Origin of the sequence: Lichenibacterium dinghuense (genome assembly GCF_021730615.1) — a bacterium.
Taxonomy (GTDB): domain Bacteria; phylum Pseudomonadota; class Alphaproteobacteria; order Rhizobiales; family Beijerinckiaceae; genus Lichenihabitans; species Lichenihabitans dinghuensis.
The window spans coordinates 2,787,537-2,800,079 of sequence record NZ_JAJLMN010000001.1; the positions used below are offsets into that span (position 1 = coordinate 2,787,537).

Here is a 12,543-nt window from a genome sequence, read left to right on the forward strand (position 1 = left end):
GCGGGGCCGCGGTTCCCCGGGCGGAGGGGGAGGATGCGGGATGGCGGCAGTTCTGGGCCTGGGCCTGTCGGTCCTCATCACCGTCGCGCTGCTCGGCTGGCTCGCGGCCGCGGCGGAGTGAGGCCGGCCGCGCCGGCGCTTCCCGCGCCCGCCGCATCCGTCCCCGTGGCGACCGCCTCCCGACAGTCCGACGGCCCGGGCGCCTCGCCGCTCCGGCGTGACGCAGCGGCGACACGACGCCCGAGACCGTGACGGGCGGCGCCGACGAGGCGCGGAAAACCCGCAAGCACCGAGGCACCGGCGATCCGGCGACGGCGGAGTGGGCCGTGCCCGGCCCCCCCGATCCCGGATGCGCTTCCGGATCGTCGGCCATGCGAGACCGGCCTGCGTGCGGTGCCGTAGCTGCTACGGAGCGCGCGCGTTGCGCTGCCCGCCGCGGGACGGCTTCTCTCCGCGCCCGACGATCGACGACATCGTCCGCAACTCCAGGCGGACGGCCCGCGGACACGATCCGCGAACAGCTCCATCCGACGCTCGCGGGGCCGCGAGCACCGCGAAGGGTTCCCCCCGGGCGTCACCGGCGCCTGGCGAAGCACTTCGAGCGCCGCGGTGCCACCTTGCCGGCCCCGGCGACGCCAGCGCTCCGAGTTTCACCGTCAGCCGGCGCGCCATCTCACGCGACGCATGGAGGTGAGCGTCGTCGATGCGGCGACTTCCCCGGCCCGCATCTGACACGGGCGGCTGCGAAACAGTTTCTCATGCGGGGCTCTTGCCGTCGACAGTTCGATATGTGAGGTTTTCTCGATGTCGGTCGATGAAGACCGGACTGTGATCAAGTTCATGTCCGGACGTCGATAGATTTTGATTGAAATACCAAATACAATATCGAGCCTGCCGGATGGATTGGTCGATCGATCATCGGTGTTCAGCACTGGGCAAGCCGCGGCCGGACTCCGTTGTGGCGGCGGTGGATGCTGGCGAGGACCTGCACGTGCGCCTGCCCGGACGGTTCCTCAGCGACGGGCTGGAGGAGGCGAGATGCCTGCTCGCCTCGATCCGGGGACGGCTGGGCCAGGTCGTCGCCGAGGGGCTGCGGCCGACCGCGGGGGCGCGCGTCGTGCTCTACCTGGACCTCGTCGGGCGCATCGAGGGCGCCGTGACGGACGTGGATGACGGCCGGTTCGGCGTCCGCATCGCCGCGCCGCCGGCCAAATGGCTGCGCTTGGTGCGCCAGTTCGAGATGCTGGCCCGGTTGCCCCGCGGGACGGTCGAGGACCTGCGCGGCTTCCGTCGCATCGCTTCGGAGTGCCCGGACACCACGCTGACGAGGGCCGGAGGCGAGGCGGCCGAGGGCCGGATCACGAACCTGTCGCGCTCGGGCGCGGCCGTCCTGGTCGGGGCCGCGTTCGAGGTCGGGGAGCTCGTCCGGCTGGGGACCACCCAGGCGCGCGTGGTGCGCCACATCGAGGGCGGCGTCGCCGTCCAGTTCCTGAGGCTGCTGCCGCTCGAAACCTTCGGGCCCGCCTATGCCCCGTGACCGGACCGCGGCGCGGGGCGGCCCGTCCCCCCTGACGAGACAGACCACCATGGCGCGGGATCTCCACGACATCGAGGCCGTGTTCGCCGCATTCGGCATGGCGGGCTTCCCCTACCGGACCTTTCCGCCGGACGCGCAGCGGGGGGCGGCGCTTCCCGACCGGCGGCGGGAGCGGCCCCGCGCCGACGTCCGCCGACCGGAGCGAGCCGGCCCGCGCGGGCCGCTCCGCCGCCTCGCCGGCGACGATGTTCGGGTCCTCGCGCAGCCTGCGTCGCCGCGCCTCTGACCCTTGCCGACGAACGGCTCTCCCCGTCCGAGCTTTTCGGGGAGCATCGGTCCTGCCCGGCCGGTGCGCGGCGAAACCGTCTCGCGATGCGACCGGCCGGGAGCTGATCGCCACGTCGCGGAGACGCGGACCGATGGCGCGCGAAGGCTCGGCGGCCCCTCGGCGCGCTTCCGAGCCCGCATGCGTGCCGATCTCCGAGTTCATCTCGGCCGATGCGCCTTTATGCTGTCGATGGTTGCCTCCTATATTGAATTGAGTGCAAGTATAATCTTCTTGAATCGCCGATGTATTTAAGAGTTCGGCAAAATAGTTCGACGATAACCGTGTGGCGGTGACTGCGGGTCGATGTCGTCGCCGCCGATCCGGAGAGGGTGGCCGAACGGCGAGGGCCGCCGTCGCTCTCGGACCGGCCCGGATGTCGGCGCCGTGCCCGCGCGGCCGAACGCGGGCCATGCCCAGGGAGACGGAATCCATGAACACGACGGCGGTGCGGGCGAGCCCGCCGCGGCCACGGCGCCGGCCCTCCAGCCACGGGATCGAGATCGCCGCGGGCGCGGTGGGCCTCGTGGCCCTGATGGCGGCCGTCACGGTCCCGCTCCGGCCGCCGCAGCAGGCCGCCGTGGCGGCGCTCAGCTTCGCCGTGTTCCTCGCGGCGAGGCGCGTCGAACGCCGCGGCATGTCGGTGTTCCTGGCGATGCTGTCCGTGCTGACCTCGCTCCGCTACGTGACCTGGCGCGCGCTGGACACGCTCGGGACCGGCAGCCCCGTCGAGATGGCCCTCGGCGGCCTGCTCGTCGCCGCCGAGCTCTACGCCGTCGTCGTGCTGGTGTTCGGCTATGTCCAGACCCTGTGGCCGCTCGGGCGCAAGCCCGTGCCGCTGCCGGACGACGTCGCGCTCTGGCCGTCGGTGGACGTGTTCGTCCCCACCTACGACGAGCCCCTGTCCGTGGTCCGCACGACGGTGCTCGGCTGCCTCGCCATGGACTGGCCGCGCGACCGCCTCCGGGTCCACCTGCTCGACGACGGGCGGCGGGACGCCTTCGCGCGCTTCGCGGCCGAGGCGGGGGTGGGCTACATCGCCCGGCCCGACAACGCCCACGCCAAGGCGGGCAACCTGAACCACGCGCTGGGCCGGACCGGCGGCGAGCACGTCGCGGTCTTCGACAGCGACCACATCCCGACGCGCGCCTTCCTGCAGTTGACGATGGGGTGGATGGTGCGGGAGCCGCGCCTCGCCCTGGTGCAGACGCCGCACCACTTCTATTCGCCCGACCCGTTCGAGCGGAACCTCGCCCGCGGCCGCCGCGTGCCGTCGGAAAGCCGCCTCTTCTACGGCCTGGTGCAGGACGGCAACGACTTCTGGAACGCAGCCTTCTTCTGCGGCTCCTGCGCGGTGCTGCGGCGCGCGGCCCTCGACGAGATCGGCGGCTTCTCGACCGAGTCCGTCACCGAGGACGCCCACACCATGCTGCGCCTGCACCGCCGGGGGTGGGACAGCGCCTACCTCGGCCTGCCGCTGGCGGCCGGCCTCGCGACGGAGCGGCTGCGCGACCACATCGCGCAGCGCTCGCGCTGGGCCCGCGGCATGATCCAGATCCTGCGCGCCGACAACCCGGCCCTCGGCCGCGGCCTCACGCTGGGGCAGCGCGTCTGCTACGTGCAGGTCGTGGCGCACTTCCTGTTCGCCATCCCGCGGACGGTCTTCCTCGTCGCGCCGCTCGCCTACCTCCTGTGCGGCCTGAACCTCATCGCGGCCTCGCCGCTGGCCATCGCCGCCTACGCGCTGCCGCACATCGCGCTCGCGGTCGGCGTCAACTCGCGGCTGGCGAAGAACTGGCGCCATTCGTTCTGGAGTGAGATCTACGAGACCGTGCTGGCGCTCTTCCTGGTGCGCCTGACCGTGCACACGCTGCTGATGCCCAAGCGGGCGCGGTTCAACGTCACCCGCAAGGGCTCGCGGCTGGAGGAGGACTTCTTCGACCATGGCGCCGCCTACCCGAACGCGATACTGGCCGGCCTGCTGGGGGCCGGGGTGGTCCGCGGCCTCGCGGCCCTCCTCGCCGGCCCGGGCGACCTCCTGACCGGCCAGGCGCTGGTGCTGAACAGCGTGTGGGCGGCCTTCTCGCTCCTCGTGGTCCTGGCCGCGCTGGCGGTCGGCGGGGAGCGGCGGCACGAGAGCAGCAGCCCGCGCGTCAAGGCCGCCCTGCCGGCCACCGTCCACCTCGCGGACGGGCGGAGCCTCGCCGCGACGACGCGCGACGTCAGCCGGGGCGGGGCCGCCCTGACGGTGGAGCGGCCGGCCCTCGCGGACGGCACGCTCGACGGGGCTGCGCCCCTGCGGATCGGCGTCGACCTCGGGAGCGGCGCCGTCGCGCTGCCGGCGCGGCTGCTGGGCTGGGACGGGGACCGGATGAGGGTGGGCTGGCGGCCCGAAACCATCGCCGACGAGGCCGCCATCGTGCGGCTCGTGTTCGGCCGCGCCGACGCCTGGGTGGACTGGGCGCCCCATGCCGCCGACCGCCCCCTGGCGAGCCTGTGGCAGGTGCTGGTCAGCATCGGGGACCACCACGCGCGCTCCGCCGCCGCGCTCCGCGGCCGCCGGGCCTCGCGCCGCTCCGCCGCGGCGCGCCGAAACGATCCCGGGCCGACCCTCGCGGCGGCCGTGTCGGGCGAGGACGAGATGAACCTGGAACTCCGGCCATGAGCACCGACCGCACGCTCCCCGCGCTCCTGCTGGCCCTCGCCGCCGCCGTGCAGCCCGCCCTCGCCGCGGCCGAGGACGGGCCGCGGTCCCCCGAAGCCCCGCCGGCGCGCGCCGCGGCCCGCCCACCGGCGGCGCGGGCCGTCGCGGGCCTGCCCGCCGCCGCGCTGCCGCCGGCCGTGCCGCCCGAGGCCGCCCCGGCGGCGCCCGGCCCGCTGGCGCGCGCCGAAACCCGCCGGGAAAGCTTCACCCTCCGGCAGCTCGGGGCGCTGGGCCCGCTGGCGCTGCGCGGCACCAGCGAACTGGGCGGCGTGCAGTTCGGCGTCCGCGCCGACGAGGTGGTCACCGCCGCCAGCCTCGACCTGTCCGGCGCCATGTCGCCCGCGCTCATCCCGGAGCTCAGCAACGTCACCGTCACGCTGAACGAGCAATACGTCGGCACGATCCCCGTGACCAAGGACCAGCCGCGGTTCGACCACGTCGTGATGGACGCGAGCCCCCTGTTCTTCGGGCCCGACAACCGGCTGAACTTCCGCTTCTCCGGGCGCTACACGCCGAAGTGCAACGACATGCTCAGCGGGCTGCTGTGGTCGACGATCGCCGACACGAGCACGCTGACCCTGACGCTGGTGCGCCTGCCGCCCCGGCACGACCTCGCGGAGCTTCCCTCGCCCTTCTTCGACGCGCACGAGAAGCGGCCGCTCGTGCTGCCCTTCGTGCTCCCGGCCGCGCCCGGCGCGGGCGCGCTCGCGGCCGCCGGCATCGTGTCGTCCTGGTTCGGCCAGCTCGCCGACTTCCGCGGGGCCAGCTTCCCCGTGGCCGGCGACGGCCCGCGCACCGGCAACGCCGTGGTGCTCGCGACCCCGGAGGCGATGCCGCCCGGGTTGGCGATGCCGCCGATCGCGGGGCCGACGGTCGAGGTCGTGGCCAATCCCGACGACCCTTCGGGCTCGCTGCTCGTCGTCGCGGGCCGCACGGAGGCCGAGCTCGTGGGCGCCGCGCAGGCCCTGGCGCTCGGCAGCCGCGCGCTCGGCGGCAGCAGCGCCGCCGTCGCGCCGCCCTCCATCGCGGGGCGCGCACCCTACGACGCGCCGGCCTGGATCGCCACGGACCGGCCGGTGAAGTTCGGCGAGCTGGTGAACGCCGCGGACCTCGAAGGCGTCGGCTACGTGCCGGGCACGGTGCACGTGCCGTTCCGCACGGCGCCCGACCTCGCCACCTGGCGGGACCGCGCCTTCCCGGTCGACGTGGTGTACCGCGCCCCCGGCGGGCCCGTGGTGGACGTCGCCGCCTCGCGCCTCGACGTGGCCCTCAACGACCGCTACCTCGGCTCCGCGCCCCTCGCCGGGGACGCCGGCCTGGCCCGCACCCTGTGGCCCGGTTCGGCCGCGGCCGACGCCGCGCACCACAGGCTCGACCTGCCGCCCTACGCGGTGTTCGGCCGGAACGACCTCAGCTTCGCCTTCGACGCCCGCCCGCTCGACCGCGGGGAATGCGTCGCCGTGCCGAACGACCTGCGCATGGCGGTGAGCCCCGACAGCACGATCGACCTCAGCCGCGCCTACCACGTGGCGACGCTCCCGAACCTGCAGTTCTTCGTCAACAGCGCCTTCCCGTTCAGCCGCATGGCCGACCTCGGCGAGACCGCGGTGGTGCTGCCGCGCCGGCCGGCGCCGGCCGAGGTCGAGAGCTTTCTCGACCTCATGGGGCGGGTCGGCTCGCTCACCGGCACGCCGGCGGCGCGCGTCTCCGTCGCCTTCCCCGACGAGCTCGGGCGCGTCTCCGACCGCGACCTGCTGCTGATCGGCGGGCTCGACCGCCTCGGCGAGGCGGCGAAGCTCCTCGACGGGAGCGCGCTCGGCCTCGACCGCGGCACCCTGTCGGTGCACCTGAACCGGTCGCTGCCGGGTCTCGGGCGCCTGTTCGGCGACCGGAGCGGGGACGACCGCCGGGACGCCGAGGCGCAGATCAGGGCCGCGGCGTCGGGCTCGCTGGCGGCGCTGGTCGGGGCGCAGAGCCCCCTCGCCGCGGGGCGCAGCCTCGTCGCCCTGGTGGCCGAGCGCCCCGAGGGCCTCACCGACATCGTGGCCAGCCTGGGGGACGCGCAGCAGGCCGCCGCGGTCCAGGGCGACCTGTCGCTCCGCTCCGGCGGGGTCACGACGAGCTACCGCGTCGGCCCGACCTACCGCGTGGGGAACCTGCCGTTCTGGCTCTACCCCGCCTGGGCGCTGGGCGGCTCGCCCCTCGGCGTGCTGGGCCTCGTGCTCCTCGCCGCCCTGCTGCTGTCCGTCGCCGCCTTCCGCCTGCTGCGCCGGCGGGCCGGCACCCGGGCGGGCTGAGGCCGCATCCCGGACGGCCTCGCGGGCCGCCCGGGGCCGCCGCCGTCCCCTCCGCGCCGCGGCGCGGTGGAACAGGGATGCGTCTATACTGTATCTCGGTTCAAGTATTCAGTGTTTTGACGGATCGAATGCGCCGTAATTACTTCTCCATCTTTTGCCTATATCCATGATGGACAGAGTATCACGGTTGCCGGCCTGAGCTGCTTCGTCGACAGCGAGGCTCCGCCCGTGGAGCGAGTCGATCCCGCCATGACGCCCAACGCTCACCCGCCTTCGCGGCGACCCGGCTCGATGATCCCGCTGCGGCCTTCCGGCTGGCGGGCTGTGCTGGTGGCCTCCGCGGCCGTGCCGCAGCTCGTCGCCGGACCGCAGGCGGCCTCCGCCGCGGTCGAGGGCGCGTCGCGGCCGGCGATCCTCACGCCCGCCGGAGCCTCTCCGGCGGAGGCCACGGCGGCACCGGACGCGGCCGGGGCCCCGCTCCCCGGCGCCGCCCCGGCCGATCTGCTGGCGATGCTGCTCGGACAGGCCTCGTTCTGGCGCGGCCGGCACGAGGGCGCCCGCGCGCTCGACAGCCTGCGCCGCGCCCTGCAGATCGCCCCCGACGACGCCGACGCCCTCCTGATGACCGTCCGGGTCGCCGCCGAGGCGGGCGCGCGGCCCGAGGCCGAGGCGGCGCTCGCCCGCCTGCGCGCGGCCCATCCCGGCGATCCCCGCGTCGCCTCCGCCGAGGCGGCGCTGCGCGCCAAGCCGCCGGAGGCGGCCGCGCTGGCCGAGGCGCGAGGCGCCGCGGGGGCCGGCAAGCTCGCCGACGCGGTCGCGCGCTACCGCGCGGCCTTCGGCGGCGGCGAGCCGCCGCCTGGCTTGGCGATCGAATATTACGAGACGCTCGGCGGAACCTCGGGCGGCTTCGACGAGGCGCGGGACGGGCTGCGCCGCGCCGTCGCGGCCGAGCCGCGCGACCTCGCCGCGCAACTCGCCTACGCGCGCCTGCTGACCTACCGCGAGCTCAGCCGGACGGACGGCATCGCCCGCCTCGCCGCCCTGTCCCGCGACCCCGCGGTGGCGGCCGAGGCCGGCGGCGCGCTGCGCCAAGCCCTGTTCTGGCTGCCGGACGAGCCCGCGAGCGCGCCGCTCATCGCGCCCTACGCGGCGCTCCATCCCGAGGACGCCGAGGTGGCGGCCAAGCTCGAAGCGGCGCGCCACCCCGTCGTGACGCCGCTCGACGAGGCCGGGCACGCCCGCAACGCCGCCTTCGACGCGCTGAAGGGCCGGCGCCTCGCGGAAGCGGAGCGCGACTTCGGGAAAGCGCTGGCGATGAACGACAAGGATGCGGACGCCGCGGCCGGCCTCGGCCTCGTGCGGCTGCGCCAGGGGCGCGTCGCGGAAGGGCGAGCGCTGCTCAAGCGCGCCCTCGCGCTCGGCCCGAGCGAGGCGGAGGGCATCGCGGCGGCGCTGCGCGGCACCGAGGCGGGCACGGGCAAGGGGGGCGGGGACCCCGCCGCCGCCCGCGCCGTGCGGGCGCGCTACGCCGCAGTGGCGCGGCTGACGCGGGGCGGGCGCTATGCCGAGGCCGAGGCCCTGCTGAAGTCCCTGTCCGGCCCGCGCCCGAGCGCCGCCGCCCAGGGCCAGCTCGGCGACATTCAGGCCCGCGCCGGCGAGCTCAAGGCCGCGGAGGCGAGCTTCCGCCGCGCCCTCGCGGGCCAACCGAACGCCTCGGCGCTCCTCATCGGGCTCGCCGGCGTGCTGCTGCGGGCGGGGCGCGACGCGGAGGCGGAGGCGCTCTACGCCCGCGTCGGCGACGCCGCCGGACGCCGCGCCGTCGGGCGCGCCCGCGCCGAGCGCCTGCGCGAGGAGGCGCGCGGCGTCGCCGACCCGGTCGCCAAGGCCGGGCTCTACCGCTCCGCCGTCGCGGCCGACCCGGCGAACCCCTGGCTGCGGCTCGAGATGGCCCGCGCCCTCGCGGCCCAGGGCCGGGCCGAGGACGCCGGGCGCGTCATGGCGGGGATCGGCGACGGTTCCGACCCGGACGGCGTCGAGGCCGCCTTCTACTTCGCCAGCGACGCGGGCGACCTCGCGCGCGCCGCGGCGCTGGCGGCGCGGCTGCCGGCGGCGCGGCGCACGCCGGCGATCCTCGCCGTCGAGGCGCGCTTCGCCGCCCGGGGCGAGATCGCCCGCGCGACGCGGGGCCTCGGGCGGGCCGAGGCCCGCGCCGCCCTCCTGGCCCTCGCGGCCCGGCCCGACCCGACCGGGGAGCGCGTCGTCGCGGTCGCCGCGGCGCTGATGGACAGGGACGACAAACCCGGCGCGCGCGACGCCGTCGCCACCGCGCTGGCGGCCGCGCCGGGCGCAGGGGAGGCCGGCCGGCGCCTCGCCTACGCGGGCGCGCTGCTGGCGGCCGGCTACGGCGGCGACGCCGCGGCCCTGGTGGGGAGCCTCGACGCCGCGCGCCTGCCGCCGGGCGAGCGGGACGCGCTGGGCCGCCTGCGCGACGGCGTCGCGGCCGCCGAGGCCGACGCGCTCCTGGCCGACGGGCGGGACGCCGACGCCTACGACCGCCTCGCGCCGCGCCTCGCCCTCCGCCCGGACGCGCCCGCGCCGAACCTCGCGCTGGCGCGGCTCTACGGGCGGCGGGGCGACGTCGCCCGCGCGGCGGCGATCACGGCGGCGCTGCTCGACCGCGACCCGGCCGACCTCGACGTCCGCCGCGCCGACGTCGCGGCGCTGATCGACGCCGGCGACCTCGACGGCGCCGCCGCGGTGGCGGCCGAGGGGGTGCGCCGCGCGCCGCGCGATCCCCGCGCCTATCTGGCCTCGGCCGACGCCGCGGAGGCGCGGGACGAGGGCACCCGCGCCCTCGCCGACCTGCGGGAAGCCCGCGCGCTGCGGGCGGGGAGCGCGGCCGCGACGGACGGCGCGCGGGCCGCCGGGCCGGCCCCCCTCGCCTCCGCGGCCGCGCCGGGACCCAACCCGTTCCGGGAGGGGGGCGCCGGGGCTCCGCCGGCGACGCCCGGCGTGCTCGGCGAGGCCGGCGTCGACGGGCTGCCCTCCGGCGCCCTCGACCGCTCGATCGACCGCGACATCGCCAGCCTGCGCGACAGGGTGGCGCCCGCCGTGCAGACCGGCCTCGCCCTGCTCGGCCGCTCCGGCGAGGGCGGGCTGAGCCGGCTCGGCGTCGCCTCGGCGCCGGTCGAGGCCTCGGTCGCGCCGGGCGGCGTGGGCCTGCTGCGCGCCGCCGTCACCCCGACGGTGGCGGACGGCGGCACGGCCGGCGGCGGCGCCTCCGGCGCGCTGTCGCGCTTCGGCACGGCCCCGCTCGCCGGCGCGGCCGGGCCCGCCGCCGCCGGTGCCCAGCGCGCCGCCGGCACGGCGCTCGGCCTGTCCTACAGCTACCGCTTCCTGACCGCGGACGTCGGCGCGACGCCGCTCGGCTTTCGCGAGTCCAACGTCGTCGGCGGGCTGGAGCTGGCGCCGCAAATCGGCCGCGACCTGCGGCTGCGCTTCACGGGCGACCGGCGGGCGATCGTCAACAGCGTCCTGTCCTACGCGGGCGCGCGCGATCCCGGCACGGGCCTCACCTGGGGCGGGGTGGTGGCGAACCGCGGCGTGGCGCAGCTCGAATGGGCGCCCGGCCGCTGGTTCTTCTACGGCGGCGCCGGCGGGGGCGTCGTCACCGGCCACCACGTCGAGGACAATCCCTTCGTGCAGGCCCAGCTCGGCGGCTCCTACGGCGTGATCGCCGGCGAGGCGCGCGAGCTCCAGGTCGGGGTGAGCCTGCCCTTCTACGACTATGGCCGGAACGACAACCTGTTCACCTACGGCCACGGCGGATATTTCAGCCCGCAGCACTACGTGGCGGCGCAGATCCCCGTGACGTGGCGCGACCGGCCGACGGACCGGCTGAGCTACAAGGTCGAGGCGTCGCTCGGCCTGCAGAGCTTCGGGCAGAAGGGCGCGCCCGTCTTCCCCGACGACCCGCTGCTGCAGGCGCGGCTCGACCGCGTGGCGGCCGGCGACCCGTCGGTCGCCGCGAGGACGGCCGGAAGCCATGAGTTCGGCCCCGCGGGCGGGATCGCCGGAGAGGTCGCCTACCGGCTCGGCGACGCGCTGCGATTGAGCGCGCGCGCCGCCTTCCAGCGGGCCGGCGACTACACCGAGGGCAGCGCCCTGGTGTCCGCCCGCTACAGCTTCGACGAGGCCCGCTGAAGAGCCGAATCTCCTTCGCACAACACCGAGAGTCGCCCGGAATGGTCTTCGCCTCCTTCCCGTTCCTGTTCCTGTTCCTGCCGCTGTTCCTGGCCTGCTACTTCGCGACGCCGGCGGGGCGGCGGAACTGGACGATATTGATCTTCTCCTGGGCGTTCTACGCCTGGTGGCGGGTCGACTTCCTCGGCCTCCTGGTCGGCGTCACGGGTTTCACCTACGCGATCGGCTGCCTGATGGGCGCGGCCGGGCCCCGGACCCCGCGGGCCCGCCGCCTCATGGCGCTCGGCATCGCGGGCGACCTCGGCGTGCTCGCCTGGTTCAAATACGCCAACTTCGGCGTCGCGACCTTCAACGAGGTGCTCGGCGCGCTCGGCCGCCCGCCCGCGGGCTGGACCGAGGTCGTGCTGCCGATCGGCCTGTCCTTCTACGTCCTGCAGTCGATCTCCTACCTGGTCGACGTCGGCCGGGGCGACGTGCCGGTGTGCCGGTCGTTCCTGGACTACGCGGCCTACAAGGCGATCTTCAGCCAGCTCATCGCCGGGCCGATCGTGCGCTACGCCGAGATCAAGGGCGACATGCACCGGCGGCAGCACTCGCTGCGCGCGTTCGGCATCGGCAGCCGCACCTTCATGGTGGGCTTCGCCATGAAGGTCGCCGTGGCCGACACGCTGAGCCCGCTCGCGGACGCCGCCTTCGCGCTCCCGCGCCCGACGCTGGCGGATGCGTGGCTCGGCGCGGCGGGCTACACGCTGCAGCTCTACTTCGACTTCGCCGGCTATTCGCTGATGGCGATCGGCCTGTCCCGCATGATCGGCTTCCACTTCCCCCGCAACTTCGACCACCCCTACCTCGCCGCCTCGATCCAGGACTTCTGGCAGCGCTGGCACATCACCCTGTCGCGGTTCCTGCGCGACTACCTCTACATCCCGCTCGGGGGGAACCGCCGCGGCAGCCTGCGCACCTACGTCAACCTGATGGAGGTGATGGCGATCGGCGGGCTGTGGCACGGCGCGAGCTGGACCTTCGTGGTCTGGGGCCTGTGGCACGGGGCGCTGCTCGGCGCCCACCGCTGGTGGGCGCGGGGGCGCGGCCGGGCCGCGATGCCCTATCCGCTCGCCAACGCCCTCACGCTCCTCGCCGTGGTGCTCGGCTGGGTGATCTTCCGCGCGCCCGACGTGGGCGGCGCGCTCGCGATGTACCGCGGCATGGTGGGGCTGAACGGGCTGCCGCTGTCCGACGCGCTCGCCTGGCAGGCCACGCCCGACCGCCTGCTGTTCGTGCCGATCGCCGCGGCCCTGGTCTACGCCCCGCTGCTGCGGGACCGCCTCCGCCGCCCCGCGCCCGCCGTCGCGGCCGGGGATCGCGGGCCGGCCGGGCTGGCCCTGTGGACCGCCGCGCCCCCGGCCGGCTTCGCCCTCGCCGTGGTGCTGCTCTACAGCCGCGACGCGGTGCCGTTCCTCTACTTCCAGTTCTGAGC

6 protein-coding genes are annotated in these 12,543 nt (G+C 75.8%); all 6 read left to right on the plus strand.

Annotation, left to right across the window (positions count from 1 at the left end):
* Positions 1-958: 958 nt before the first annotated feature.
* The 6 genes from L7N97_RS30270 (at position 959) to L7N97_RS13355 (ending at position 12,541) form a co-directional block, all read left to right on the plus strand.
* Positions 959-1,537: a PilZ domain-containing protein gene (locus L7N97_RS30270; RefSeq protein ID WP_237478811.1), complete on the plus strand. Its 579-nt coding sequence runs from the start codon at positions 959-961 to the stop codon at positions 1,535-1,537.
* 49 nt (positions 1,538-1,586) lie between these two features.
* A complete protein-coding gene (locus tag L7N97_RS13335; RefSeq protein ID WP_237478813.1) occupies positions 1,587-1,823 on the plus strand; it encodes a hypothetical protein in 237 nt (78 codons plus the stop codon).
* 472 nt (positions 1,824-2,295) lie between these two features.
* A complete protein-coding gene (bcsA, locus tag L7N97_RS13340) occupies positions 2,296-4,527 on the plus strand; it encodes a UDP-forming cellulose synthase catalytic subunit (protein ID WP_237478815.1) in 2,232 nt (743 codons plus the stop codon).
* Complete coding sequence (bcsB, locus tag L7N97_RS13345; protein ID WP_237478817.1) at positions 4,524-6,863, plus strand: cellulose biosynthesis cyclic di-GMP-binding regulatory protein BcsB; 2,340 nt, start codon at positions 4,524-4,526, stop codon at positions 6,861-6,863. Before bcsA ends, bcsB begins: the two co-directional genes overlap by 4 nt.
* A gap of 291 nt (positions 6,864-7,154) precedes the next feature.
* Positions 7,155-11,066, plus strand: a complete 3,912-nt coding sequence (locus tag L7N97_RS13350; RefSeq protein ID WP_237478818.1) for a cellulose synthase subunit BcsC-related outer membrane protein — start codon at positions 7,155-7,157, stop codon at positions 11,064-11,066.
* Between the two features lie 41 nt (positions 11,067-11,107).
* Positions 11,108-12,541, plus strand: coding sequence for an MBOAT family O-acyltransferase (locus tag L7N97_RS13355; protein WP_237478820.1), 1,434 nt, complete (start codon positions 11,108-11,110; stop codon positions 12,539-12,541).
* Positions 12,542-12,543 lie beyond the last annotated feature (2 nt).

Coding starts and splice junctions, on each gene's coding strand:
- L7N97_RS13335 (WP_237478813.1), top strand. CDS start 1,587: ATGGCGCGGGATCTCCACGACATCGAGGCCGTGTTCGCCGCATTCGGC.
- bcsA (WP_237478815.1), top strand. CDS start 2,296: ATGAACACGACGGCGGTGCGGGCGAGCCCGCCGCGGCCACGGCGCCGG.
- bcsB (WP_237478817.1), top strand. CDS start 4,524: ATGAGCACCGACCGCACGCTCCCCGCGCTCCTGCTGGCCCTCGCCGCC.
- L7N97_RS13350 (WP_237478818.1), top strand. CDS start 7,155: ATGATCCCGCTGCGGCCTTCCGGCTGGCGGGCTGTGCTGGTGGCCTCC.
- L7N97_RS13355 (WP_237478820.1), top strand. CDS start 11,108: ATGGTCTTCGCCTCCTTCCCGTTCCTGTTCCTGTTCCTGCCGCTGTTC.